The 25,771-nt window shown below is 32.5% G+C and carries 24 protein-coding genes, 1 rRNA gene and 1 other annotated feature; of the genes, 17 read left to right on the plus strand and 8 right to left on the minus strand.

Translation table 11 applies throughout. The features are described 5' to 3' along the window. From rrf to M2651_RS10380, 6 genes are all read left to right on the plus strand, one after another. Positions 1-78: ribosomal RNA gene (gene rrf / locus M2651_RS14500) — 5S ribosomal RNA — on the plus strand; the annotation flags it as partial. Positions 79-418: 340 nt separating this feature from the next. Then, positions 419-1,657 (plus strand): EAL domain-containing protein, encoded by a 1,239-nt coding sequence (locus tag M2651_RS10360; protein ID WP_252132278.1) that lies wholly within the window; start codon positions 419-421, stop codon positions 1,655-1,657. Between the two features lie 267 nt (positions 1,658-1,924). Beyond that, positions 1,925-2,650, plus strand: coding sequence for an amino acid ABC transporter ATP-binding protein (locus tag M2651_RS10365; RefSeq protein WP_252132279.1), 726 nt, complete (start codon positions 1,925-1,927; stop codon positions 2,648-2,650). Positions 2,651-2,676: 26 nt separating this feature from the next. Continuing rightward, positions 2,677-3,486, plus strand: coding sequence for a transporter substrate-binding domain-containing protein (locus tag M2651_RS10370; RefSeq protein WP_252132280.1), 810 nt, complete (start codon positions 2,677-2,679; stop codon positions 3,484-3,486). Then, on the plus strand, positions 3,486-4,157 hold the full coding sequence (locus tag M2651_RS10375) for an amino acid ABC transporter permease (RefSeq protein ID WP_252132281.1): 672 nt from the start codon (positions 3,486-3,488) through the stop codon (positions 4,155-4,157). The genes M2651_RS10370 and M2651_RS10375 overlap by 1 nt, the downstream gene beginning before the upstream one ends. Then, entirely contained in the window at positions 4,154-4,807 is a 654-nt protein-coding gene (locus M2651_RS10380; protein ID WP_252132282.1) for an amino acid ABC transporter permease, read from the plus strand. The genes M2651_RS10375 and M2651_RS10380 overlap by 4 nt, the downstream gene beginning before the upstream one ends. A 67-nt stretch (positions 4,808-4,874) precedes the next feature. On the opposite strand, the gene gatB is transcribed toward M2651_RS10380, so the two are convergent. The 5 genes from gatB to rocF all read right to left on the minus strand — a co-directional run bounded on the left by gatB (position 4,875) and on the right by rocF (position 10,869). Next, the gene (gene gatB, locus M2651_RS10385) at positions 4,875-6,320 is read right to left on the minus strand and encodes an Asp-tRNA(Asn)/Glu-tRNA(Gln) amidotransferase subunit GatB (protein WP_252132283.1); all 1,446 of its coding nucleotides are present in this window, start codon (positions 6,318-6,320) and stop codon (positions 4,875-4,877) included. Between the two features lie 25 nt (positions 6,321-6,345). Then, the gene (gene gatA, locus M2651_RS10390) at positions 6,346-7,809 is read right to left on the minus strand and encodes an Asp-tRNA(Asn)/Glu-tRNA(Gln) amidotransferase subunit GatA (protein ID WP_252132284.1); all 1,464 of its coding nucleotides are present in this window, start codon (positions 7,807-7,809) and stop codon (positions 6,346-6,348) included. A 14-nt stretch (positions 7,810-7,823) separates the two neighbouring features. Further along, complete coding sequence (gatC, locus tag M2651_RS10395) at positions 7,824-8,111, minus strand: Asp-tRNA(Asn)/Glu-tRNA(Gln) amidotransferase subunit GatC (protein ID WP_252132285.1); 288 nt, start codon at positions 8,109-8,111, stop codon at positions 7,824-7,826. 18 nt (positions 8,112-8,129) lie between these two features. After that, positions 8,130-9,419: an aspartate--tRNA(Asn) ligase gene (gene aspS / locus M2651_RS10400; RefSeq protein ID WP_252132286.1), complete on the minus strand. Its 1,290-nt coding sequence runs from the start codon at positions 9,417-9,419 to the stop codon at positions 8,130-8,132. A gap of 63 nt (positions 9,420-9,482) precedes the next feature. Then, positions 9,483-9,813: a binding site (T-box leader), on the minus strand. 159 nt (positions 9,814-9,972) lie between these two features. Further along, positions 9,973-10,869, minus strand: a complete 897-nt coding sequence (rocF, locus tag M2651_RS10405; protein WP_252132287.1) for an arginase — start codon at positions 10,867-10,869, stop codon at positions 9,973-9,975. Between the two features lie 174 nt (positions 10,870-11,043). Here rocF and M2651_RS10410 point away from each other — a divergent pair, with 174 nt between their 5' ends. After that, positions 11,044-11,868: a PRD domain-containing protein gene (locus tag M2651_RS10410; protein WP_252132288.1), complete on the plus strand. Its 825-nt coding sequence runs from the start codon at positions 11,044-11,046 to the stop codon at positions 11,866-11,868. Positions 11,869-12,010: 142 nt separating this feature from the next. After that, on the plus strand, positions 12,011-14,011 hold the full coding sequence (locus tag M2651_RS10415; RefSeq protein WP_252132289.1) for a PTS sugar transporter subunit IIABC: 2,001 nt from the start codon (positions 12,011-12,013) through the stop codon (positions 14,009-14,011). A 46-nt stretch (positions 14,012-14,057) separates the two neighbouring features. Here the strand turns inward: M2651_RS10415 and M2651_RS14360 are convergent, their stop codons facing one another. Further along, positions 14,058-14,189, minus strand: coding sequence for a hypothetical protein (locus M2651_RS14360; RefSeq protein ID WP_286207985.1), 132 nt, complete (start codon positions 14,187-14,189; stop codon positions 14,058-14,060). A 223-nt stretch (positions 14,190-14,412) separates the two neighbouring features. Between M2651_RS14360 and M2651_RS10420 the strand changes: the two genes are divergently transcribed. The 5 genes from M2651_RS10420 (at position 14,413) to M2651_RS10440 (ending at position 20,142) form a co-directional block, all read left to right on the plus strand. Continuing rightward, positions 14,413-15,306, plus strand: coding sequence for a deoxyribonuclease IV (locus M2651_RS10420; RefSeq protein ID WP_252132290.1), 894 nt, complete (start codon positions 14,413-14,415; stop codon positions 15,304-15,306). 91 nt (positions 15,307-15,397) lie between these two features. After that, on the plus strand, positions 15,398-15,547 hold the full coding sequence (locus tag M2651_RS10425; RefSeq protein WP_252132291.1) for a hypothetical protein: 150 nt from the start codon (positions 15,398-15,400) through the stop codon (positions 15,545-15,547). A 131-nt stretch (positions 15,548-15,678) separates the two neighbouring features. Beyond that, positions 15,679-17,601: a PrkA family serine protein kinase gene (locus tag M2651_RS10430; RefSeq protein WP_252132292.1), complete on the plus strand. Its 1,923-nt coding sequence runs from the start codon at positions 15,679-15,681 to the stop codon at positions 17,599-17,601. 4 nt (positions 17,602-17,605) lie between these two features. Continuing rightward, positions 17,606-18,772 (plus strand): sporulation protein YhbH, encoded by a 1,167-nt coding sequence (gene yhbH / locus M2651_RS10435; protein WP_252132293.1) that lies wholly within the window; start codon positions 17,606-17,608, stop codon positions 18,770-18,772. Positions 18,773-18,774: 2 nt separating this feature from the next. Further along, positions 18,775-20,142 (plus strand): SpoVR family protein, encoded by a 1,368-nt coding sequence (locus tag M2651_RS10440; protein ID WP_252132294.1) that lies wholly within the window; start codon positions 18,775-18,777, stop codon positions 20,140-20,142. A 140-nt stretch (positions 20,143-20,282) separates the two neighbouring features. Here M2651_RS10440 and M2651_RS10445 read toward each other — a convergent pair whose 3' ends face one another. Together M2651_RS10445 and greA are read right to left on the minus strand one after the other, a co-directional pair. Then, positions 20,283-21,656, minus strand: coding sequence for an MATE family efflux transporter (locus tag M2651_RS10445; protein WP_252132295.1), 1,374 nt, complete (start codon positions 21,654-21,656; stop codon positions 20,283-20,285). Positions 21,657-21,820: 164 nt separating this feature from the next. Next, positions 21,821-22,303: a transcription elongation factor GreA gene (gene greA / locus M2651_RS10450; protein ID WP_252132296.1), complete on the minus strand. Its 483-nt coding sequence runs from the start codon at positions 22,301-22,303 to the stop codon at positions 21,821-21,823. A gap of 306 nt (positions 22,304-22,609) precedes the next feature. Here greA and msrA point away from each other — a divergent pair, with 306 nt between their 5' ends. The 4 genes from msrA to M2651_RS10470 all read left to right on the plus strand — a co-directional run bounded on the left by msrA (position 22,610) and on the right by M2651_RS10470 (position 25,736). Next, positions 22,610-23,152 carry a peptide-methionine (S)-S-oxide reductase MsrA gene (gene msrA / locus M2651_RS10455; protein WP_252132297.1) on the plus strand — a complete coding sequence of 181 codons (543 nt, stop codon included), beginning with the start codon at positions 22,610-22,612 and terminating at the stop codon, positions 23,150-23,152. A 107-nt stretch (positions 23,153-23,259) separates the two neighbouring features. Further along, on the plus strand, positions 23,260-23,796 hold the full coding sequence (locus M2651_RS10460) for a phosphoglycerate mutase family protein (protein ID WP_252132298.1): 537 nt from the start codon (positions 23,260-23,262) through the stop codon (positions 23,794-23,796). 107 nt (positions 23,797-23,903) lie between these two features. Next, a complete protein-coding gene (locus M2651_RS10465; protein WP_252132299.1) occupies positions 23,904-24,359 on the plus strand; it encodes an S-ribosylhomocysteine lyase in 456 nt (151 codons plus the stop codon). A 162-nt stretch (positions 24,360-24,521) separates the two neighbouring features. Then, complete coding sequence (locus tag M2651_RS10470; RefSeq protein WP_252132300.1) at positions 24,522-25,736, plus strand: ATP phosphoribosyltransferase regulatory subunit; 1,215 nt, start codon at positions 24,522-24,524, stop codon at positions 25,734-25,736. The last annotated feature ends 35 nt before the right edge of the window (positions 25,737-25,771 follow it).

A 25,771-nucleotide genomic window follows, 5' to 3' on the forward strand; every position in this document is an offset into this window, starting at 1 on the left:
CCGAACACGATGGTTAAGCTTCACAGTGCCGATGGTACTGCAGGGGAGGCTCTGTGGAAGAGTAGGTCGTTGCCAGGTTATAAAAAACACTAAGTAAAAACTTAGTGTTTTTTTCTTTTTTGCAAAAAAGTTTCCTATAGAATTACTATGCTTGAAATCGTCGTTTTGAAATTATCAATTTATAACTTAAATATTGAAAAAAATGCACAATATAAAACATTTTTTTCGTTTACATTAACGAAATATTAAAAACAATTATCTAGATAATTAAAGTATTTAATTTGAAGCAGCGTTTAAATATTATAATGTTATAATATATTTTTGTAGGCAATATAAGAGGTTTTTTATTGGCTTGCTTCTAATAAAAGAGTATAATATAACAAATATATAAATTCGATATAAGTGAAGGGAAAAGAACATGAAAGAAGTTACTAGTACTATTTTAAATAATATTATAGAAGAAGAATCTATAGAAGTGCATTATCAGCCTGTAGTTTCCATAGTCAAAAAATCAACTATAGGACTAGAGGGATTAAGTAGAGGAGTTTTTGAAAATGAACTTATAGATCCCCTTTCATTATTTAAAAAAGCATCTAAGGATAAAAAAAACGTATTGCTTGATAGAATATGCAGAGAAAAAGTTATTGAAAATTTTTGTGAAATTTATTTAAAACATAAAGATATGTTATTGTTTTTAAATATTGATATTTCTACTATGACAGATGAAACAGTAGGTTCAGGATTTGTTATAAATCTTGTCAATAAATATAATATTAAGCCTGGGAATATAGTTTTGGAATTTGTTGAATCAAAAGTAAGTAATGTTCAAGCTCTTACCAGGTTTATTGAAACTTATAGAAATTATGGCTTTTTAATAGCATTAGATGATATAGGTTCTGGACGTTCAAATCTTGATAGAATTGCTATTGTAAGACCAGATATAATCAAAATAGATATGGCTATAGTAAAAGAAATTCATATTGATTATTACAAGCAGGAAGTTTTTAAATCCCTTGTAAGTCTTTCTAAAACTCTTGGAGCAATGGTTGTAGCTGAGGGGATTGAAACTGAAGAGGAAGCAATGAAAGCTATTGAGCTTGGTGCTGATATGCTTCAGGGATATTACTTTGCTACTCCGCAAAAAATATCAAGCAGCATGATTAAAACCTTTAATCAGCCTATTAGAAAGGTTGCTTCCCACTATTCTACTTATCTTGAAGAAAAAATACGTCAGCAGAAAACAAAATCAAAAGAATATGGTGATATAATTAAAGATATTTTAAATGAAATTTCTCAGGTGGATGAAAGAAGATTTGATTATAAATTATTTGAAATAATTAATAATTATAAAATTATTGAATGTATCTATATTTTAAACCCAGAAGGTATACAAGTTACTGATACAGTATCTGCTTATGGCAATTATTTAAAGCGAAAAAGTCTTATATTTAAGCCTGCTAAAAAAGGCGAAGATCATTCTTTGAAAAAGTATTATTATTTTCTTAAAAATATGAAAGTAAGTAAGTATCTTACAGAACCTTATATTTCAAATGCTACAGGAAACTTATGTATGACTATGTCCTGTGTATTTAAGAGTATTGATAATAAAAAGTTTATACTTTGTATAGACTTAAATCCGGATTACTTTAACATATAGATTATAGATATACATGTAAGTGCAAAATGAAAGGTTAAGCCTGGAGTTTTGCATTTTGTTTTAAAAAGTCGAAGTTGTATTAATATACATATGAATTATTTCAAATAAATAATTGCAAAAATAACTTGAAATTTTGTCGGATTTTATGATAATATATATTAGAATTGAATAAAATTAAAAAAATATTGCATTTGTTTTTGAATAATAGTTAATTGCAATTTATTATAATGAAAGTTTTACAAATAAAAAATTAGGCGGTGACTTAAGTTGATAGAATTTCAAGGGGTTCATAAGTATTACGGAAATTTACATGTACTAAAAGGTATTGATTTAAAAGTTCAAAGCGGAGAAAAGCTTGTTATTATCGGACCAAGCGGTTCAGGGAAAAGTACTCTTATTAGAGGTATCAACCTTCTAGAGAGACCTGATGAAGGTAAAATTATTGTAGATGGTGTTGATATAACAGCGCCTAAAGCTCCAATAACAAAGGTAAGACAATCTTTAGCAATGGTTTTTCAACAGTTTAACTTATACCCACATAAAACAGTTTTAGAAAATGTAACCTTAGCACCTATATTAGTTAAAAAGGTTCCTAAAAAGGAAGCAGAAGAATCAGGTATGGCATTTTTAGAAAGGGTTGGACTTAAGGATAAAGCATCTTCATATCCATCTCAGCTTTCAGGAGGTCAGCAGCAGAGAGTTGCTATAGCCAGAGCATTAAATATGAAGCCAAAGGTACTTTTATTTGATGAACCAACTTCAGCTTTAGATCCAGAGATGATTCAGGAAGTGCTTGATGTAATGGCTGACCTTGCAAACGAAGGTATCACAATGGTAGTTGTAACTCATGAAATGGGCTTTGCAAGAAAGGTTGCAGATAGAGTTATTTTTGTGGATCAAGGAAAAATTCTTGAAGAAGGGCCTCCAGAGCACTTCTTTACTAATCCAAGCCATGAAAGAACTAAATTATTTTTAAGCAGAATAATGCACTAAATTATAGAATTTAAGGGGGAAATAAAATGAAAAAAGGTAAGTTAATAATCGGAGGATTACTTGTTTCATTAGCAGTTGCATTTACTGGCTGCTCTTCAACACAATCAAAGGCAGTTGGAACAGGTGAAGCAAAAGATATTAAAGCAATAAAAGATAGAGGAGTACTTAAAGTAGGAGTTAAGGTGGACGTACCAAAGTTTGGTTATAAAGATCCATCTACTTCAAAGATTGAAGGTTTTGAGGTTGACATAGCAAAGGCAGTAGCAAAGAAAATACTTGGTGATGAAAATAAGATTGAGCTTCAGGCTGTAAATGCAAAGACTAGAGGACCTTTACTTGATAGCGGAGAAGTAGATATGATAGCTGCAACCTTTACTATTACAGAAGAAAGAAAGAAGAGTTATAATTTCTCTGATTCTTATTTTACAGATGGTGTTGCTTTAATGGTTAAGAAAGCTTCAGGTATAACTGATTTGAAAGGTCTAGATGGAAAGAAAATAGGAGTTGCTCAAAGTTCAACAAGTAAGAAGTCACTTCAAGAAGCAGCAGATAAGGAAGGAATTAAACTTACATTTTCAGAGTTTGGAAGTTATCCTGAACTTAAGGCAGCTTTAGATAGTGGACGTATAGACTGTTTTTCAGTAGATGGAGCAATACTAAACGGATATGTAGATGATTCAACAGTTATATTAGAACAGCGCTTTACTCCACAAGAATACGGAGTAGCATCTAAAAAAGGAAACGATGCATTAGCTAAAGTGATAAACGATACAATAAATGAAATGAAGAAGTCTGGAGAAATTGATAACCTTCTTAAGAAGTGGGGTATAAAATAGTGACAGGTCCATTTGCTTTATTTAAATGGGAAGCCTTATTTCAAGATTGGACTATTTTTGCACAAGGCTTTTTTACAACTATTTTAATATCTTTATCTGCACTTGCTTTAGCTATATGCCTAGGAATTATCTTTGGTGTGTTTGGAGCGCTGCATTATAAAATTCCTAGAACAATAAGTAAAATTTATGTATCAATAATACAAAATACACCATTAGTTATTCAGATATTTTTTCTATATAACATGCTTCCTCACCTAGGTATTACCCTTCCAGTATTCACTGTTGGAGTGCTGGGAGTTGGCATATACCATGGAGCCTATATTTCAGAGGTTGTTAGAGGGGGGATTGGAGCAGTACCTGTAGGACAGATGGAATCAGCACTATCTCAAGGTTTTACTCATCTAGAAGGAATGAGATATATAATACTTCCTCAGGCAATAAGGCTTATGCTTCCGCCTCTTACAAATCAGGCAGTAAGTCTTATTAAAAATACTTCTGTTATGGCGATGATTGCTGGGGGAGATTTAATGTACCATGCAGATTCATGGGCAAGCAATAATCTTTACTATGGACCAGGCTATGTTGCAACAGCTATACTGTATCTTCTGCTTTGTTTACCTTTAGCTAAGTTTGCAGTAAGATTAGAGAAGAGAATCGGGGTGGCACGATGATAAGTGAACTTTTTAAATTGGAATTGCTTTTGTTTTTACTTAAGGGTTTAGGTACCACCCTATATATAGCTGCTATGACTATAATATTCAGTATCATATTTGGAGTAATTCTTGGGATTGCTCGTTATATAAACAATAAAGTTATCAGCAGAATTGCTGGTGTATATATTGAAGTAATTCGTAATACACCATTGCTTTTATTCATACTGGCTGTAAGGTTTATGACTAGTCTTAAGCCTATTAATGCTGGTATAACAGCTATGACTTTATTTACTAGTGCTATAATTGCGGAGGTAGTTCGTGCAGGAATAGCTTCTGTTCATAAGGGTCAGTGGGAGGCTGCTGAGTCTCAAGGGCTTACTTATACACAGACGCTTTTTCACATAATTTTACCTCAGGCTTTTCATAATGTACTTCCACCTTTGTTCTCAACCTTTATCACTGTTATTAAGGATACTTCGTTTGTATGGGCAGTTGGCATTGAGGAGTTGACAGGAAAGGGAATAATTATAATGGGACAGTATGCTTCAACGGTTCAAGTTTTCGCTATTTTTGGTATGCTTGGAGCTATTTATTTTGTTATCAACTATTTATTATCAATAATTGCTCATATGCAGCAGCTTAAGGTTGCTAGTTTAAGAAGAAAATAAAAAGGAAGGAGGTTTTTCTCCTTCCTTTTTATTTTTAGTATTAAATTACCGCTACAATAATATCAGGTTAATTCAATCGTTCTTTTAATCTTAATTCTAATAGTTTTTTTGCAACCTTAGGATTTGCTTTTCCTTTTGATGCTTTCATAAGCTGACCCATTAAGAAGCCTGCAGCTTGAGTTTTTCCAGAAGCGTAGCTTGCAATAGAGTCTGGATTGCTGTCTAATATTTCAGCAATAATTTTTTCAAGCTCTCCTGTGTCGCTTATTTGTGAGAGCCCCTTTTCTTTTACTATTTCTTCAGCGTTCTTCCCGCTATTAAACATTTCTTCAAAAACTTCTTTTCCAGCGGTGTTGCTTATTCTTCCTGATTCTATGAGGGTTAGAAGTTCACAAAGTGATTTCGGCTGTACTGGAATTTGTTCTGAGGGAATTTCTTTTTCTTTAAGGAGCCTTAAAATGTCTCCAAGCACCCAGTTTGCAGCTGTTTTAGGGTTTGCACCAATAGTTAAGACTTCTTCATAAAAATGAGATAGTGCCTTATCGTCTACTATAATTGAAGCCTCTTTTTCTGAAAGACCGTACTGTTTTAGGAATCTTTCCTGCTTTTGTGCTGGCATCTCAGGAAGACTATTTTTTATTCTCTCGATTTGTTCTTCTGCAATTATAATGGGAAGCAGGTCTGGTTCTGGAAAATATCTGTAGTCATGTGCATCTTCTTTTGAACGCATAGGTACAGTTCTTCCTTTTCCACTGTCCCAACGCCTTGTTTCCTGTTTTATTTTATATTCTTCTCCATAAGTGTATAGCTCTCTTTGACGGCTTTCTTCTTTCTCCAGTGCCTTTTGAAGCTCTTTAAAGGAATTAATGTTCTTTAGCTCTACTTTTGTATTATAAGTTTCCTGACCAAACTTTCTTAATGATATATTTGCATCACATCTTAAAGAACCTTGTTCCATTCTGCAGTCTGAAATCTCAGCATATTCAAGTATTGACTTGAGTGTTTTAAGAAAGATAACAGCTTCCTTAGGGGAACGCAAATCAGGTTCTGTTACAATTTCTATAAGAGGTACTCCAACTCGGTTATAGTCGATAAGAGAAACAGGCTCATCTTCCAGGTGCAAAAGCTTACCTGCATCTTCTTCTATGTGAATTCTGTTTATTCTTATTTTTTTCTTTACGCCTTCTATATCTATTTCCACATAGCCTCCGCTGCAGATAGGCAAATCAAATTGTGAAGTCTGAAAAGCCTTAGGAAGATCAGGGTAGAAGTAGTTTTTACGATCCATTTTATTCAGTTTATTTATTTTGCAGTTTAATGCAGTGCCAGCTTTTATTGCTAAATTTACTGCTTCCTCGTTAATAACTGGAAGAGTTCCAGGTAGTCCGAGACAAATCGGACAGGTATTGGCGTTTGGCTTTGCACCAAATTCTGTGGAACAGGAACAAAATAATTTAGACTTAGTGTGCAATTCAGCATGTATTTCAACACCTATTATAGTTTCAAAACTCATTAACTATATCCTCCTTTATTCTAAATTATAGTTCAGGTATTTTATCTGTAAGCTTTAAATCCTGTTCAATAGCATAGGCAGCTTTGAATATTTTTTCTTCTCCATAGTGAGATCCTATTATTTGAAGACCAATCGGAAGTCCTGTTTTGCTAAAACCGCAGGGCAAAGATAAAGCAGGAAGTCCAGCTAAATTTATATTAACTGTATATATATCCGCAAGATACATTTCAAGTGGATTGTGGCTCTTTTCTCCACTTTTAAAAGGAAGAATAGGAGATACAGGACTTAGTATAATATCATACTTTTCAAAAGCAGCTTTAAACTGTTCCTTGATTTTCTTTTTAAGTTTCTGTGCTCTGCTATAGTAAGCATCGTAATAACCAGAGGAAAGGGCATAGGTTCCAAGCATTATTCTTCTTTTAACTTCTCTTCCAAAGGCTTCACTTCTGCTTCTTTCCATTAAATCATCTATTCCGTCAAATTCTTTTGGTCTATATCCGTATCTTATTCCGTCAAATCTTGCAAGGTTTGAGCTTGCTTCTGCAGAGGAAATTATATAGTATGCAGATAAACCTTCTTCGGTTACAGGAAGAGATATTTCCTCAACAATAGCACCTAATAGCTTTAATCTTTCTATGCATTCTTTTATAGAAGCAGCTATTTCTTTGTCAAGACCAGCCTTGAAAAACTCTTTAGGAACTCCAATTTTCATTCCCTTAACGCCGTCTTCCAGGCAGCTTAAATAATCTTCCTTGATTTTATGTTTTACTGAAGTGTTATCAAGAGGGTCATTTCCTTGAATTACTTCGAGAGTTAAAGCGCAGTCTTTAACAGTTTTTGAAAAAGGCCCAATTTGGTCTAAAGAGGAACCAAAGGCAATAAGACCAAATCTGGAAACTAGGCCATAGGTTGGCTTAAGTCCTACAACACCGCAAAAGGCTGCAGGCTGTCTTATGGAACCCCCAGTATCAGAGCCTAAAGAAACTGGAGCTATGCCAGCGGAAACTACTGCCGCAGAACCTCCTGAGGAACCGCCAGGAACTCTTTCAAGGTCCCAAGGATTTTTAGTTTTCTTAAAAGCTGAGTTCTCTGTAGAAGAACCCATTGCAAACTCATCCATGTTTGTTTTTCCTATTATTATTGCATCAGCTTCCTTAAGTTTCTTTATTACTGTGGCATCATAAGGAGGTATAAAATCATGAAGCATTTTGGAGGCACAAGTAGTTTTTACTCCATCAGTACATATATTATCCTTAATAGCTATAGGAACTCCTGCAAATTTTCCGAGGGGCTTACCGGTTTTAACTTTTTCATCTATCTTTCTTGCCTGCAAAAGTGCATCTTCCTTACATAGTGTAATATAGGCATCCACCTTTGGTTCTATTGTCTTTATTCTTTCAAAAAGAGAGGTTATAACTTCCTCAGCGGTAAATTCTTTATGGGCAATACCGCTTTTTATTTGGTGTACAGTCATGGTTTCTATTTTCATATTTATTTCACCACCTATTCAATTATTTTTGGTACTTTTATACAAGTATTAGTCATGGATTTTACATTTTGGTAAAGTTTTTTCTTGTCTTCAAAAACAGAAGTTACATCTTTTCTTAGATGGGGCATTAAATCTTCGCTATAAATATCAAGCTGAACATCAGATAAATCAAATTTATCAATGGATTCAAAATGATTTAGAATGCCTTCAAATTCTTCTGCCATTTTTTCTGCTTCTTCCTCTGTAAATTTTAATTTTGCAAGCTTTGCAATATAATTAACTTCATCTATACTTATTTTCATTTATTTATTCCTCCTTTTCTATGGTTCTAGTCTTTTCATATCTCGTGGAAGCAGGGTAGCTTCTCTTATATTCTCAAGGTCAAGTATTTTCATGGTAAGTCTTTCAAGTCCTATGGCAAATCCACCGTGAGGAGGCATGCCGTATTTAAAACTGTCAAGATAGAAGCTGAAGTCATCAGGATTTAAGCCGAATTTTATTATATTCTCTTTCAGCATTTCATAGTCATGTATTCTTTGTCCTCCTGTTGTAATCTCAAGTCCTTTGTATATAAGGTCAAAGCTTTTAGTGACTCCTTCAATTTCGCTGTCTGGCATAGTATACATTGGTCTTTTTGAAACAGGATATTTAGTTAGGAAAACAAAGTCGCTGTGATAGGTTTCTTTAATATACTTAGAAAGCAGTACTTCTCCCTCAGCATCTATATTTCCTACAGGAGATTTCTTGTTGAATTTTTCAAGCAGAAGCTTTTGTACTTCTCCTAATGGTATTTTAGGAATTTCTACATTGTCTGGAAGCTCTATATTGTGCATTTGAAGCTCTTCACTGCAGGTTTTCTTTAAATGCTTGAATAAAAAGTTTATAAAGCCTTCTTCTAGTGTCATTAGGTCAAATTCATCTTTTATAAAGCCCATTTCCACATCGAGGCTAACATATTCGTTTAAGTGTCTCCAGGTGTTGTGAAGCTCAGCTCTATATGCATGACCTATTTCAAATACTCTTTCAAAGCCTGCTCCTACCATCATCTGCTTGTAAAATTGAGGGCTTTGTGCTAAAAATGCACGTCTGTTAAAGTAATTAACAGTAAACATTTCAGAGCCGCCTTCTGTGCTGGAGGATATGATCTTAGGAGTATGAATTTCTGAGAATCTTTTTTCTCTAAGATAGAGTCTGAATGCTTCTGTTATTTCTTCCTGTATTTTAAAAACTGCTCTAAGCTTTGGTCTTCTTAAACTTATTGTTCTATAATCAAGTTGTGTTTCAAGGGCTGCTTTTATTTTATAGTTATTTATTTCAAAGGGAAGGTTATCGTAGTAGGCTTTTCCTATAACCTGAATACTGTTTACCAGGATTTCTATCCCTCCTGGAGCTTTTTCGTTAAAAGCTTTCTCACCCAGTACTTCTATACACATTTCAAGTTTGAGACGTTCTTCAAATTTTTTATCCAGCACGAGCTGAATAATCCCTGTTTTATCTCTTAACTGAATAAAAGTAATTTTTCCAAGATCATGAATTTTATGAATCCATCCTCTTAGAAGCACGCTGGTATCTGTGCTTTCTTTAACTTCGCAAACATAAGTCCTTTCCATAATAAATTCCTCCTTTTTGTGCTAGTAAATAAAAAATCCGTCCCAATACTTTATATAAAAAAGTACTGGGACGGATAAATATTCCGCGGTGCCACCCATATTAGCAAAAATCTTATTAGGTTTATAGGAAAATAAAAAACCGTTCCTATATTTATATAGGAACGGATAAATCCGCTGTGCCATCCTAATAGATTTTACTCAACTCTGTCGGTACGGATAGTAATAGTTATCGATACCTAGCTATTTTAACGGTAAGCAACCGGTTAAGCCTACTTTTTGCATTTCGGTTAACATCTCAGAGGTGTTCTTCTATATAAGCTTCATATTAGGCTCACACCATTCCTAACTCGCTGAAAATCTACTTTATATATACTCTCCTCGTCATAGATAATAAATTTCTTTTTTATTATTATATAATTAGTATTACAAAAAAGCAATAATATTTATAAAAAAATATTTAAAATTAAGAATAATGAAGTTTGAATGTTATATTAAAACAAAAATATAGATTTAGTAAAATTATTATCTACACTTTGTATCAGTTCAATTTATTTTATATGTGTTTAAAAGTCCAGTCTAATAAATCAATTGCCAAATCAGCTGTAGTATCGTTTCTATCTAATAATGGATTTAATTCAACAAAATCCATGGATTTTATAAGCTTTGAATCTGCAAACATTTTTAGCAGGGTTTCTGTTTCTTCTATTGTCATACCATTATGTACAGGAGTACCTGTACCAGGAACAAACTGAGCATCTATAAAATCTAAGTCAAAGCTAAGATGAACATTTTCAATGTTTTTATTCTTAAGATTTTCAAGCACCTCATTTACTACGTGTTTTATGCCATATTCATGAATTCTTTTAGCTGTGTATACATTTAAATCTTCTTTTTTTATCAAGTCATATTCTCCTTTATCTAAATCTCTGGCTCCCACTATGTACACATTTTCATTTTCTACTTTTTTTCCCTTAAAGTATACATCAACTAAGTCAGGATAACCGATTCCCATAGCTTTAGCTAGAGACATACCGTGTACGTTTCCGCTTTCGCTAGTCTCTTGAGTATTGATATCTCCATGAGCATCTATCCATATAACCGCAAAGCTTTTAAAAGCTTTGCTTGCCCCAGCAACGCTACCAAGTCCTAAAGAATGATCTCCGCCAATAATTAGAGGAAAGCTTCCTCCCATTATTGAAGAGTATACAATATGAGCAAGATTGTTGTTAACCTGAACTATAGGATCAAGATACTTCATGTTAGGATGAGAGAAAAATTTATTATATTCTTTAACCTCAGGCACATAAAGGTCTCCGAAATCAAATACTCTATGATTATGTTTTCCTATTACTTCAACTATTTTTTTTTCTCTTAGTTTTGAAGGACCATATTCAGGTCCCTTTTTATCTGCACCGTAGAAAATTGGTACACCAATAATGCTAATATCCATATACATTACCACCTTTTTATAAACTATATTTAGTATTCCACTAACTACTGTAAAAAAATACTTATCCATATATATCCATAGAAAAATATTTTTATATGATTAAGATTGTGATAAATATATGTTATACTTACAGTAAATAATATTATTTAAGGTGAGTTGTTCTGGAGGACTTTTATGGAGCAATATGTAATAAAAAAAGCATTAAATAATAACGTAGTAATTGCAGAAAAAAATAATAATGAATTTGTTTTAGTTGGAAAAGCTATTGGATTTAACTCCCGTAAAGGCGATAAGATTTCTCAAGATAGAATTGAAAGTATTTTTGTTAAACAAGGGGAAGGGGAGGAGAATTTTAATAAGGTTTTACAGAATATTAGTATAGAGATAGTGGGGCTTTCTGAAGAAATAATATCTTTATGCGAAAAGGAGCTTGCAGTTAAGCTCAGTGAAGCTATACATGTATCTCTTCCGGATCATATCAATTTTGCTATTACTAGAATAAATCAAGGTGTAAGAATTGAAAATCCATTTTTACATGAATTAATGGCTTTATATCCAAAAGAGTATGATTTAGCAAGAAGAGCTTTAAAAATGATAAATGAGAGACTATCAGTTAATCTTCCAGAAGATGAAATAGGTTTTATTGCCATGCACATAAAAGCTGCTGTTAATCAAGAAAAAGTAAGTGCTGCTTTGACATTTACAAAAAAAATAGGTTCTGTTATGGATTTGATTTTAAAGCTTTTAAAAAAGAATTTAGACAAAAATTCCATAGAATATATAAGAACTATTACACATATTAATTTTATGCTTCAAAGAGTAGTTAATAAAAAAACTATTAAAAATTATTTGCTTGACAATATAAAAAAAGAAATGTATAATGAGTACGATTTAGCGATAAAAATCGCATTTAAAATTGAAAATTTGTTTTCAGTAAAAATTCCTGAAGATGAAATTGGTTATATTGCTCTTCATCTTAGAAGACTTTCAGAGATATAAGCAGTGTTACTATTAAATTAGGCACGAGCTTAAAATAATTGCTACTTGTAATTATTTTTTGCTCGTGCTTTATTTTTTTGTATTTACACATCTCTGAATAGGAATACTAGAAAACAAGAACTACAAAAAGGAGGACTTTTAGATGAAAAAATTATTTGCTGTACTTCAGAAAATAGGTAAGTCATTAATGCTGCCGGTTTCTGTTTTACCTGCTGCTGGACTTTTACTAAGGTTCGGACAGGCGGATTTATTAAACCTGCCTTATATGGCACAAGCGGGAGATGCTATATTTGGCAATCTACCAATGATTTTTGCAGCTGGTGTTGCTATAGGTTTTTCAGGTGGAGAAGGAGTTGCCGCATTAGCTGCAGTAGTAGGTCAGTTTATTCTTCAAGCTGTAATTAAAGTAGCAAGCAGCAATGCAGCTATGGCTCTTGCAGAAAAAGCTGCAGCAGCTCAGAATATGTCTATTAAAGACTTTATGGCTACTCCAGCATATAGTGATATAGTTTCTAAAAGTACTATAAACATGGGTGTGTTCGGTGGTATTGCTATAGGTCTTATTGCGGGATATCTTTATAATAAATTCCATAACGTAAAGCTGCCTCAAGTGCTTGGCTTCTTTGGAGGAAAGAGATTTGTACCTATAATTACATCAGTAGCAGCTCTAGCTTTTGGAATAGTTGGAGTTAATGTTTGGGAACCAATACAAAATGCAATAAATATATTTGCACAATGGGCAAGTACTTCAGTGCTAGGACCGGCATTTTATGCAGCTGGTAAAAGATTATTGATTCCAGTTGGACTTCATCATATGTATTATCCGCCATTTTTATACCAGTTTGGAGAATATGTTTCTAATGGTGTAAAATATTTTGGAGATTCTGCTAGATATTTTCAAGGCGATCCGACAGCGGGAATATTTATGGCTTCTGAATTTCCAATTTTAATGTTTGGACTTCCTGGAGCCGCAGTTGCCATTATTGCAGCAGCTAAAAAGGAAAATAGAAAGAAAGTATCAGGTATGATGATTTCTGCAGCCTTTGTTGCTTTCTTAACTGGTATTACTGAACCAATTGAATTTTCATTTATATTCGTAGCTCCTATATTATTTATATTCCATGTGCTTGCAGCATTTTTATCAGGAATTGTTACAAGCCTGTTAAAGATTAGATTAGGATATACATTCTCAGCTTCTTTTATAGACTATCTACTAGGCTTTAAGTTTGCTGGTAATCCTTGGCTTATTTGGGTAGTAGGTTTAGCCTTCTTTGCACTGTATTTTGTAGTATTTTACTTCACAATAAAGGCATTAAACATAAAGACACCTGGAAGAGAAGATGAAGATAACGATATGCAAATGCCTATAAATGCTAAAGGAAGTGAAAGAGCTTTTAAAGTATTAGAGGCTATAGGGGGTAAGGAAAACATTGATGTATTGGATGCCTGCATAACAAGATTAAGACTTACCTTAAAAGATGTAACTAAAGTAAATCAAGGTGCTTTAAAAGCTCTTGGTGCAGCAGGGGTATTAGTGGCAGGAAACAATGTTCAAGCAATATTTGGAACTGAAGCAGAAAAGATTAAAGATGATATAAAAACTATAATATCAAATGGCTATGTGCCTTCAGAAAATTCAGAAAGTCTTGATGATGTAGCTGTAGATAAAGAAAGCAAAGTAGAGTCTGGTTCTTATTCAATATTAAGTCCAATGGATGGAGAAGTAGTTGAATTAAGTGAAGTTCCAGATGAAGTTTTCTCAGGTAAGCTTTTAGGAGATGGTTTTGCAGTTGTTCCAAAAGGTAATAAGGTGTATGCTCCTGCAGATGGTGAGATAACTGTATTATTTCCAACAAAGCATGCTGCAGCTATAACTACAAAGGAAGGTTTAGAGATTTTAGTGCATATTGGTGTTGATACTGTAAGCCTCAATGGTCAAGGTTTTACAGCTCATGTTGAGCAGGGGGATAAAGTTAAAAAAGGAGACTTGCTTTTATCTTTAGATTTAGATTTTCTAAAAGAAAAAGCAAAGAGTGTGGTTTCTCCGGTTATAATAACTAATATGGATAAAGTAGAAAGCATTAAGTTAGAAACAGGAGTGAAAAACTCTGGAGATAAAGCAGCTCAAGTTACAATTAAATAAATTCATAAAAATCCGCATTAAATATAATGCGGATTTTTAGCATATATTAGGTTCTTGGATCAGGATTTTTATGAGAACGAGTAGTTTGAAGGGTATTCATTCCCATGCTGTTTCCTTTATTATTGCTGGGAGTTTTATTTTGTTGTTGATTTTTAGCTTTATTTTCTCCTTTTGTCATAATTATTCTCCTTACATATAAAATTTATATTTATATATAATTTTAGTATTTGCAAATGTTAAAGAATATATGTAAAAGAATTGAGGAAAAATGCTTATAAATGAGTTATAATATAAAAAGTTAAAATAAATATGTTTTATAAATGAAAATTTTATGTTATTATGATAATAACAATGATTAGTATATAATAATAAGTATTACATACTATATACGAGGTGATTTTATGTTAAAGATTGGGTCTCATGTTTCTATGAGCGGAAAAAAGATGCTTCTTGGTTCTTCGGAGGAGGCGGTTTCTTATGGTGCAAATACTTTTATGGTATATACAGGTGCACCCCAAAATACAGTACGCAAGGCTATAGAGGATTTAAATATAGACAAAGCTATAGAACATATGAATAGTAATGGAATAGAAGAGATTATTGTACATGCACCTTATATAATTAACTTAGGAAATAGTGAAAAACTTGAAACTTTTGAGCTTGCAGTAAATTTTCTTCGTGAAGAAATAAAAAGAACGGAAGCTCTGCAAAAAGCAAAACAAATAGTTCTTCATCCTGGAGCTCATGTAGGTGCTGGAGAAGAAAAGGGAATTGCTCAGATTATTAAAGGACTTAATGAGGTAATTGATAAAGAACAAAATGTTCAAATAGCATTGGAAACTATGGCTGGAAAAGGGTCAGAATGTGGCAGAAACTTTGAGCAGCTTGCACAAATAATTGAAGGGGTTGTGCATAATGAAAAGTTAAGCATATGCCTCGATACCTGTCATATAAATGATGCAGGCTATGATGTAGTTAATAATTTTGACGGCATACTTAAAGAGTTCGATAAAATAATAGGGCTAGATAGGTTAAAGGTTATTCACCTAAATGACAGCAAAAACCCATTAGGATCTAAAAAAGACAGGCATGAAAATATAGGTTTTGGAGCTATAGGATTTGAAGCACTATCTTACGTAGCTCATCACGAGCTTTTAAAAGATATTCCTAAGATTCTTGAAACACCGTATGTTGTAGATGAAAATGGGAATAAAAAGCCTCCTTATAAATATGAAATAGAAATGCTTAGAAACAAACAGTATGATCCAAAGGTTGTAGAACGTATTTTAGCTTAAAAGTAATTAAGATTAAACTTAAAGTTTTTTAGAATAAACTTTTCTCTTTATGAAAAAAATAAAATGAACAATACTGAAAGAGGTGAGTTATATGAGAAGAAGAAATAGAATGATGCCTTCTTTAGGTAAGATGGCACTTCTAGGACTTGGCGTTGGTGCTTATATGATGTTTAATAAAAATGATAAAAATCAAGGAAATAATACAAATAATGAGAATAGTAACCAAAATAATAATGGATAATTTAGAGAGCTTGGTATAACCAAGTTCTTTTTTATTGTATATTAAAGGATTGTATATTGTAAATTGCAGTCATAAAGTGCCTGTCTTATAAAATAAAATATAATAACCACAAATTTTTGGAGGTGGCCTATATGAATTTTAAGGACTTGATTAGTAATGATAGAGAGCAGCAGAAGAAGAACAAGTTTGAAGGGACCTTGCTTGATTATCTTGAAATTGTAAAGGAAAATCCAGATGTAGCAAAGCTTGCCCATAAAAGAATGCACGATATAATTGTAGGAAAAGGATTTGAGGTTTTAAAGCCAGAAGAAAATCAAAGGATTAGAAAGATATACGGTAATGAAGTAATAAAAAGATACAATTTTTTTAAGGATGATTTTTTTGGTATTGATAAAGTTTTGATGAAAATAGTTAATTATTTTCATGCTGCAGCTATGAAAGGCGAGGAGTCTAGACAGGTTTTATATTTAGTAGGACCTGTTGGTGCAGGTAAGTCTTCTTTAGTAGAAGCTTTAAAAAAAGCTTTAGAAGCAGCGCCGCCAATATATTCAATAAAAGGCTGTCCTATGATGGAAGAACCACTTCATTTAATACCGAAGCATTTAAGAAAAAACTTTGAAGAATTATTGGGAGTACAAATAGAAGGTGACTTGTGCCCTGCTTGCAGGTACAGGCTTATGCATGAGTATAATGGAGAATATGAAAAAGTTCCCGTAGTAACAAATACTTTCTCAATAAGGTCTAGAAAAGGCATAGGAGTAGTTCCGCCAGTAGATCCCAATAATCAAGATACATCCATACTTACAGGTTCAATAGATATATCAAAGATGGATATGTATCCAGAAGATGATCCAAGGGTATTTTCTTTAAATGGTGCTTTTAATGTTGGAAATAGAGGTATGGTAGAGTTTATAGAAGTATTTAAAAACGATGTAGAGTATTTACACACAATAATAACAGCCACTCAGGAAAAATCTATTCCATCACCAGGTAAGGGCTCTATGATTTATTTTGATGGAGTAATTTTAGCACACTCAAATGAGGCAGAATGGAATAGATTTAAGTCAGACCATACAAACGAAGCTATTTTAGATAGAATTGTAAAAATAGAAGTTCCTTATTGTTTAGAATTAAATGAAGAAATGAAGATATATGAAAAGATACTTAAAAAGAGTAACTTCAAGGCTCATATAGCACCTCACACAATAGAAACAGCTGCAATGTTTGCTGTGCTATCAAGGCTTACACCTTCAGCTAAGGCCGATCCTATGACAAAGCTTAAGATTTATAATGGAGATGAAATAGTTGAAAAGGGTACTACTAAAAAGATTGATATTACTGAGCTTAGAGAAGAAGCAGGTATGAGAGAAGGTATGTATGGCATTTCTACAAGATTTGTAGTTAAGGCTATAGATAATGCACTTACAAATTCTGAACATAATTGTATTAATCCTCTCAGCATTATGGAAAGTATGATAAAATCCGTAAAAGAGCTAGATATAGCTGAGGACGAGAAGAAGAGATATCTTGCTTTTATACAGGATACAATAAGAAAAGAATATAATAAAATTTTGGAAAAAGAAATTACAAAGGCTTTTATTGTTAGCTTTAGAGAACAGGCCGAAACCCTGTTTAACAATTATCTTGATAATGCAGAAGCTTATGTTAATAAGACTAAACTTAAGGATAAAGCTACAGGAGAAGAGCTTCAGCCTGATGAGAGATTTATGAGATCCATAGAAGAGCAGATAGGTGTTTCTGAAAGTTCGGCTAAAGGTTTTAGAACAGATGTTACTTCTTATATGTTCTATGTAGTTAGAAAGGGTGGAAGCATTGATTATACTTCCTATGAGCCGTTAAGAGAAGCTATTGAGAAGAAGCTTATGGCATCTGTTAAGGATTTATCGAGAATAATAACTAAGTCTAGAGTTAGAGATAAGGAACAGGAAACAAAATATAATGCAATGGTAGAGGAAATGAAGGCTAATGGATACTGTGAAAGCTGTTGCGATGTTATCTTAAAGTATGCAGCCAATAATCTATGGAAGGATTGATATTATGGCTATTTTCAAAGAATTTAATTCTATAGACCATGATAGAACTGTAGAAGATAGAAGAAGACATCGTCAGCTTGTTGAAAAATCTATTAGAGAGAATTTAGGTGATATATTATCCGAAGAAAGCATAATTGGTGAAGGGAAAAATAAGAAAATTAAAATTCCAGTAAGAGGACTTAAGGAATATCAGTTCATTTATGGAAGAAATACCCCTGGAGTAGGAAGCGGTGACGGTTCAGAAAAAAGGGGGGATAAAATAGGAAGCGACAAGAGCCAGAAAGGTAAGGGCAGCGGTTCTGCAGGAAATGAAGAAGGAGAAGATATTTACGAAACTGAAGTTTCTATAGATGACGTACTGAATTACCTTATGGAAGATTTAGAACTGCCAGATCTTGATAAAAAGAAATTTTCAGAAGTGCTTTCAGATAATGCTACTAAAAAGTCAGGGTATCAAAGGCACGGAATAAATCCGAGACTAGCTAAAAAGAGAACTGTTATAGAAAAGATTAAAAGAGAACAGGGGAAGAAAAGAGCAAACAGGGAAGCTGATATAGAGGAAGAAATAGAAAGATTTCCTTTTAAAGAAGACGATTTGAGGTATCACAGAGTAAAAAAGACTATGAAAAGAGAATTCAATGCAGTTATATTCTGTATAATGGATACCTCAGGTTCTATGGATAATACTAAAAAATATCTGGCTCGCTCTTTTTTCTTTGTATTATCTAGATTTATAAGAATGAAATACACTAATGTAGAAATTGTATTTATAAGTCACTCTACTACAGCAAAAGAAGTAAACGAAAACGAATTTTTTCATAAGGTAGAGTCTGGCGGAACTTATATTTCCAGCGGTTACTTTAAAGCTCTTGAAATAATTGAAGAAAGATATAGTCCAAGTGTTTGGAATATATATACATTTAATGTAAGCGATGGAGATAACTGGACTGAAGATAATGAAAGAGCTGTTAAAGCTGTTAAAGAATTAATTGAAGTGAGCAATTTGGTAGGGTATGCAGAAATTATGCCAAGTTTTTATTCAGCAGGATTAAAGGAGAGATTTTCAAGGGAAATTACAAGTAAAAAATTTATGTCAGTATCTATAAAACAGAAAGAGGACTTATGGGGTGCCCTCAAAGGTATTTTAAGAAAGGATATAAAGGAGGGCTGAAGATGGAATATACATTAAGTGAGCTTCAAAGTTGGAATGAAGAAATTGAGAATTTGGCTGAAAAGCTAGGATTAGATTTTTATGAGCAGGAATTTGAGATTATAGGCTATAATGACATGTTAGCTTATGAAGCTTATGTTGGTATGCCTTCTAGGTATCCTCACTGGAGTTTTGGAAAGTCTTATGAGAGAAATAGAACAATGTATAGGTATAATCTCACAGGGCTCCCTTATGAAATGGTTATAAATTCTGATCCTTGCCTTGCCTATCTTATGAAGGAAAATACTTTGCTGCTTCAAATATTAACTATGGCTCATGTATATGGACATAATGACTTTTTTAAGAATAATAGATTGTTTAGAGAAGGGACTAGAGCAGATTACACTATTGAAATGTTTAAAAGCCATGCAGATAGAATAAGAAGCTATATAAACGACCCTAGTATAGGTTATGAAAAGGTGGAGAGGGTTTTAGATGCAGCTCATGCTATAAAGCTTCAAATTTCAAGAGTGGCAGGAGAGAAAAAGATAACGGATAAAGAAATAGCTAAGAATCTTATAGAAGATTATAGGAAAAAATGTGAGGTGCGAAGCATCTTAGAGCCTTATGAAAAGCCAGAACCGCCAGATGTAAGCAAGATTCCCCTTGAGCCAGAGGAAGATATAATTTATTTTATTATGAAATATGGAAATTTAGCTGAGTGGGAAAAAAATATACTTCAAATAGTTAGAGACGAAACACTTTATTTTATACCTCAAATAGAGACAAAGATAATGAATGAAGGATGGGCAAGTTATTGGCACTATACTATATTAAAAGAACTTGAGCTTCCAGCTTCACTGCATCTTGAATTTATTAAGCGGCATAACGACGTAGTAGCACCTTGGAGAGGCGGTTTAAATCCTTATTTCTTAGGTTTTAAAATGTTTCAGGATATTGAAAAAAGATATGGAAGAGAAAAAATATTTGAAGTGCGTGAATTAGAGCGCGATTCTTCCTTCCTGAGAAGATATCTGACTCAGGAGCTAAGCGAAGAGCTTCACCTATTTGAATACGTAAAAAAAAGCAGCGACTACTTTATTGAGGAAGTTTCAGATGAACAGGGATTTCCTAATATTAGAAATGTTCTTTGTGAAAATTGCGGTATGGGAATGGTTCCTGTTATAAGAGTTATAGATATGAATTTGAAGGATAGGTCTTTAACGCTGGAGCATGTTTTTGACGGAAGGGAGTTGAATTTAAATTATGCAGAAGCCACGTTAAAGTATCTTCAGGAACTATGGGGACACAGCGTAACTTTAATAACCAAGTCTAATGGAAATGAGGTTAAGTTAAACTGCAATGAAAAAAAGGTAACTTTTAAATTATAGTATTTAACCCTGTTAAGCAGCTTTATTAAAGCTTATGCATAACAGGGTGTTTTTAAATATCTAATCACAAGAGTTTATAGAGGCTAGTAAAATAATAATTTAAGAAATAATTATTGTTTCACTAGCCTTTTTCATCTAATTTATGAAGTAGCTTTAATAACAACATGGTTTTTCCATTTTCCGTTTTTAAGCCTTATAAGGTATAAGGCTCCTCTAACAATCCAATCAATATACATACCTAGCCATACTCCAATAAGTCCTAATCCAAAGGTAATTCCAAGAAAATAACCTAGTGTGATTCTAAAAATCCACATGCCTATCACTGCAGTTATCATAGTATATTTAACGTCCCCAGCTCCTTTTAATCCAGCTGGAAGAACAAATGAACAAGACCAGGCTATAATAAAAAGAGCATTTATTTTTATAAGATTAGAAGATAAATTAATTACATCCATACTTGAAGTATATAAAGATGTTAAAAATGTAGACAAGGGAGCTGATATTAAACCTAATATAGTTAAACATAAAGTTGAAAATAAAACTAAGTATTTTAAAGAGCTTTCAGCTTCATCGCTTTTACCCTTCCCCATTTTCTGTCCTACAATAGCTGTAGCTGCAATACTTAGAGCCATGCCGGGAATATTAAGCATGCTGGCTATTGAGTCAGAAATTGCATTTGAAGCTATAGCTACTGTTCCCATACTTACAATATAAATCTGTGTAATAAGCTTTCCACAGTTAAAAAGTAAAGATTCAATACTGGCAGGTATGCCAATGTTGAATATAGGATTTAGAAGCTCTTTGTCAAAGTTAAACACAGTTAGTTTTGTGAGTTTTATTATTCTTGAGCCTCTTAATAATATATACATAATTATAAATGTTCCAAGGGCTCTAGATATAGCTATTCCAAGAGCTGCTCCTGTAATTCCCATACCAGCAATATTTACAGTAAAATGAGTATTATTTATGTATATACCATATATTAAAACATAGCTTAAAACAACATTAACAATGTTCATATAAATAGTAATCATCATTGGAGTTTTTGTATCACCTGCACCACGAAGTACACCTTTAGCAACTAAATCTATGGACATTAGAGGATAAGTAAGAAGAGTTATAGCTAAGTATATGAATACAGAGCTTATTACCTGAGCTTCTGCTGAGCCAAATAAAATATTTATTACAGGATATCTGAAAATCCAAGTAATAATAGTAATAACTAGAGAAAGTAAAATTGAAGCATAAAGAGCCTGTTTAGCAGAAGCATTTGCTTTTTTTATATTTCCCTGTCCTATAAATTGAGCTACAACTACAGTGCCTCCAACTGACAGTGCAGAAAAAAAGGCAATGAAAATATTGTTTATAGAGTTAACCATTCCTATTGCCGAAACTGCCTCTTTACCAAGGTTTCCTGCCATTATTGTATTAATCATACCCATAGACATTACAAAAACCTGCTCCCAAAGTATAGGCATTGCAAGTTTTAATACATCCTTTTTTATAAGTTTCATAGTTATCTCCTTTATTTTGAATGACTTTTTCAATAATATTATAACTCTATATTAATTAAAATTTAACATAGTAAACCGATTATTTACAATTTTGTAATAAGACTAAAGTACTAAAAAGTATGTGAAATTTATTACATAAATAGTTGAAAAGGACATGTTGAAAATTATTCATCATGTCCTTTATCGTAGGCAACCTTTTCGATTTTAACAGAATATTTTCCTTCAGGAGATACTACTGTTACTTCTTCATTAACTTTATGCTTGTATATAGCTCTTCCTAAGGGTGATTCTATGCTTATTTTATTGTTTATTGGATCTGCTTCTATAGTTGTAACGATATGAAAATCTTCTACATCATCATCAGATAAAAATCTAATAGAGACAATTTTTCCTATTCCCACTTCATCTTCAGCAGTATCATCTTGTATAATCTTAGCGGTTCTTATCATCCTTTCAAGATGGCGTATTCTGCCTTCGTTCCTAGCTCTGTCTCTTTTTGCTGCTTTGTATTCAAAGTTTTCGCTTAAGTCCCCCTGAGCTCTAGCTTCTTTAAGATCCTCGTTAATCTGTTTTCTTACTACTACCTTTCTGTATTCAATTTCTTCTTTCAATTTGTTTATTGCTTCTAAAGTGAGATAATTGTGCAATTTAATCCTTCTTTCTAATATATAATATGATATATTATATATTAGCATAATTTATTCAATTCTATAAGTTTTTCAGAAGGTACAAAATTTTTAAAAGAGTACCGGTATATTATCCATAAATATTTTCTTGAATAATAATTTTACATTACTTTATATTCAGTTTTGAGTTTTGTAAATTAAATTATATTATATATGGTTATATAGCTTATATATTAAAGTAATAGTATAATAATTCATAGCTATTTAAAAATAAGTCATAACAACTGATAATTGATATGTGCGTACTAAAAATGCAGGAGGGTATATATGGAACAAAATAATGAGTTAAAATATGAGATTGCAACCTTTGCAGGAGGATGTTTTTGGTGTATGATTTCACCTTTTAAAAAATTAGAGGGTGTGTTAGATATTAGAAGCGGGTATACTGGTGGGCATAAAGAAAATCCTACCTACATAGAAGTAAAGGCTCAGACCACAGGACACTATGAAGCAGTACAAATTGCTTTTGATCCTGATGTTGTAAGCTATGAAACCTTGCTTGAGATTTTCTGGAGACAGATTGATCCAACAGATGCGGAAGGACAGTTTCAAGATAGAGGAAGCTCATATAGAGCTGCAATATTTTATGAAAATGAAGAACAACGAATAAAAGCAGAGGCTTCTAAAAAAGTATTAGAAGAATCAAAAAGGTTTGATAAGCCAATAGTTACAGAAATACTCCCTGCTTCAGAGTTTTATCCGGCAGAAGAATATCATCAGGATTTTTATATTAAAAATCCAATAGAGTATATGAAAGACAGACAGGCGTCTGGGAGAGATGAGTTTATAAAGAAGTATTGGGGAGAATAACAGAAATTATTAAAATGCCACCTTATATTGAGTATAGTATAGTGCTAATGGGTACAATATATAAAATATATTGCATTATAAATTTATTTTTAAATGAGGTAATTTATATGAGAATAGGTTTAGTACGACATTTCAAAGTAGATTTATATAGAAGCAGGTTTATGACCTCAAGGGAATATAATGAGCATATGTACAATTACGACAGAGCAGAGGTTATTCCAAATGAACTTGTAATTGATAAGGATTGGGATAAGTGCTATTGTAGCAGCATGCCAAGAGCAATAACTACTGCTAGAACTATTTATCACGGAGATATGATAATTACTGATAAACTTGTAGAAATACCTGCAGCAGCCTGGTTAAATTTAAATATTAAGCTTCCTTATTATTTATGGGCAGTATTAGCTAGGTTTGCATGGATGAGGAATCATTTCTCTCAACCAGAAGGAAGAATTAAAACCTTAAAGAGAATCAATGAAATATTAAATGTTATTTTAAGTGAAAATGAAAAAGACAGCAATATTTTGATTGTAAGTCATGCAGGAACTCTTTATGAGATAAAAAAGCTACTAAGGAAAAAAGGTTTTAAAGGTGAAGGTTTTTTGAAGGCCAGCAATGGAAGATTATATGTTTATGAACGTTAATAAGCAGTTTTTAAGAAGGTGGTTAAATAACATTGACAAAGAAAGTTTAATATTATAAGATTACACTAAAATATGTGTAGAATAAGGAATAAAAGGGAGAATTCACAATGGTTAAAGTAGAAAGTTTTTTATTAGATCATACAAAGCTTAAAGCTCCATTTGTTAGAAAATGCGGTGTACTTCAAGGACCAAAGGGAGATTATGTTTCGAAGTTTGATTTAAGATTCATGCAGCCAAATTTAGAAGAACTTCCAACAGCTGCAATTCATACATTGGAACATTTATTAGCAGGATACATGAGAGAAAAATTAGACAGTATAATAGATATTTCACCAATGGGCTGCAGAACAGGTTTTTATCTAGTAGCTTGGGGTGATGTAGAAGTTGATGCAGTAATAGAAGCACTTAATTATTCCTTAAAAAAGGTTATAGAAACAGAAGCTGTTCCAGCAACTACTGCAGTAGAGTGTGGAAATTACAGAGATCATTCTCTATTTGCAGCAAAGGAATACGCAAAATATGTGCTACATAAAGGAATAAGCAGCAACATTTATGGTAAATAATATAGTCTAGTAAAATAAAGTGAAGTAAGATTCTTCACTTTATTTTTTTTCTAAATAATAGCCTATAACTAATTGACATCATTAAAACAAAGATATATAATTTTATTAATTTAATACGATAAAGTGATAAATTAATGAAGTGAAATTTAAGGATGTGAAACTATGAAAACTTTAAAAAGATATATACCAGAAGGTGCAAGAGATTTACTTTTTGAAGAATGCAGCAGCAAGTATGAAATACTAAATAAGTTAAGAAATTTATATATTGGAAGTGGTTTTTTAGAAATATCCTCTCCTACATTGGAGTTTTTCGATGTGTTTTATGATGAAACTATAGCTTTAGAGCAGGAAAGAATGTATAAGCTTTTTGATAATAGAGGGAGAATTTTAGTGCTAAGACCTGATATGACAACTCCAGCTGCCAGAATAGCTGCTACAAAGCTTAAAGAAGCAGTTTATCCATTAAGAGTCTGCTATAGTGGCAATATTTTTAGAATGAATGACTTTTACGAAGGGAAAAATAGCGAAATAACACAGTCTGGAATTGAGATAATTGGGACTGAAAATGTAAGAGCTGATTCAGAAGTCATAATAACTGCAATAAAAGGATTATTAGCTATAGGTTTAAAGAATTTTCAAGTGGAGCTTGGACAGGCTGAATTTTTTAAAGGTTTAATAGAAAATTTAGACTTGGATAATGAACAATTAGATAATCTTAGAACTTTTATTGAGAGAAAGAATTTTTCAGCCTTAAGAGAGTTTGTGGAGAAAAATGAGAAAAGTTTTAAAGAAAGTGCACAGGCGCTGAAAAGTTTGCCAGAACTATTTGGAGGAGAAGAAATTTTTGACAAGGCAAGGAATTTAACGGGTAATAAAAGAGCATTGCAGGCTATAGAAAATATTGAATTAATATATAAAAATATTGAAAGTGTGGGGTTATTGAAACATGTATCCATAGATTTAGGAATGATTCAGCACATGGATTATTATACAGGAATAATTTTTAGAGGCTACAGCAGCGAAATAGGCAGCAATATTTTAAGTGGAGGCAGATACGATAATTTAGTATCTAATTTTGGAAGCGGTATGCCTGCAACAGGTTTTGCAATAAATGTAGATAATGCTATGACTGCTCTTAAAAGACAAGGTTATAAAAAAGATGAGGAAAGAAAAGTTTTAATACATTACAGCAGTAATTTTACAAAAAAAGCTTATGAACTTGTTGATAATATAAGGGCAAAAGGAGTGGTAGCAGAACTTACACTGTTTGATAGGGAGGATAAAAGTTTAGAATATGCTAAAACTAAAGGTTTTGAAAAAGTGATATTTATAAAAGAAAATGGAACAGTTATTGAAGAAGATTTAAAGACAGAATAAGTAATAGGTTGGGTTTAAGGAGTATGGAGGAGAGT

Origin of the sequence: Clostridium caldaquaticum, from assembly GCF_023806125.1 — a bacterium.
Lineage (GTDB): Bacteria > Bacillota > Clostridia > Clostridiales > Clostridiaceae > Clostridium_AT > Clostridium_AT caldaquaticum.

Coding starts and splice junctions, on each gene's coding strand:
- M2651_RS10360 (WP_252132278.1), top strand. CDS start 419: ATGAAAGAAGTTACTAGTACTATTTTAAATAATATTATAGAAGAAGAA.
- M2651_RS10370 (WP_252132280.1), top strand. CDS start 2,677: ATGAAAAAAGGTAAGTTAATAATCGGAGGATTACTTGTTTCATTAGCA.
- M2651_RS10380 (WP_252132282.1), top strand. CDS start 4,154: ATGATAAGTGAACTTTTTAAATTGGAATTGCTTTTGTTTTTACTTAAG.
- gatB (WP_252132283.1), bottom strand. CDS start 6,320: ATGAGTTTTGAAACTATAATAGGTGTTGAAATACATGCTGAATTGCAC.
- gatA (WP_252132284.1), bottom strand. CDS start 7,809: ATGAAAATAGAAACCATGACTGTACACCAAATAAAAAGCGGTATTGCC.
- gatC (WP_252132285.1), bottom strand. CDS start 8,111: ATGAAAATAAGTATAGATGAAGTTAATTATATTGCAAAGCTTGCAAAA.
- aspS (WP_252132286.1), bottom strand. CDS start 9,419: ATGGAAAGGACTTATGTTTGCGAAGTTAAAGAAAGCACAGATACCAGC.
- rocF (WP_252132287.1), bottom strand. CDS start 10,869: ATGGATATTAGCATTATTGGTGTACCAATTTTCTACGGTGCAGATAAA.
- M2651_RS10410 (WP_252132288.1), top strand. CDS start 11,044: ATGGAGCAATATGTAATAAAAAAAGCATTAAATAATAACGTAGTAATT.
- M2651_RS10415 (WP_252132289.1), top strand. CDS start 12,011: ATGAAAAAATTATTTGCTGTACTTCAGAAAATAGGTAAGTCATTAATG.
- M2651_RS14360 (WP_286207985.1), bottom strand. CDS start 14,189: ATGACAAAAGGAGAAAATAAAGCTAAAAATCAACAACAAAATAAAACT.
- M2651_RS10420 (WP_252132290.1), top strand. CDS start 14,413: ATGTTAAAGATTGGGTCTCATGTTTCTATGAGCGGAAAAAAGATGCTT.
- M2651_RS10425 (WP_252132291.1), top strand. CDS start 15,398: ATGAGAAGAAGAAATAGAATGATGCCTTCTTTAGGTAAGATGGCACTT.
- M2651_RS10430 (WP_252132292.1), top strand. CDS start 15,679: ATGAATTTTAAGGACTTGATTAGTAATGATAGAGAGCAGCAGAAGAAG.
- yhbH (WP_252132293.1), top strand. CDS start 17,606: ATGGCTATTTTCAAAGAATTTAATTCTATAGACCATGATAGAACTGTA.
- M2651_RS10440 (WP_252132294.1), top strand. CDS start 18,775: ATGGAATATACATTAAGTGAGCTTCAAAGTTGGAATGAAGAAATTGAG.
- M2651_RS10445 (WP_252132295.1), bottom strand. CDS start 21,656: ATGAAACTTATAAAAAAGGATGTATTAAAACTTGCAATGCCTATACTT.
- msrA (WP_252132297.1), top strand. CDS start 22,610: ATGGAACAAAATAATGAGTTAAAATATGAGATTGCAACCTTTGCAGGA.
- M2651_RS10460 (WP_252132298.1), top strand. CDS start 23,260: ATGAGAATAGGTTTAGTACGACATTTCAAAGTAGATTTATATAGAAGC.
- M2651_RS10465 (WP_252132299.1), top strand. CDS start 23,904: ATGGTTAAAGTAGAAAGTTTTTTATTAGATCATACAAAGCTTAAAGCT.
- M2651_RS10470 (WP_252132300.1), top strand. CDS start 24,522: ATGAAAACTTTAAAAAGATATATACCAGAAGGTGCAAGAGATTTACTT.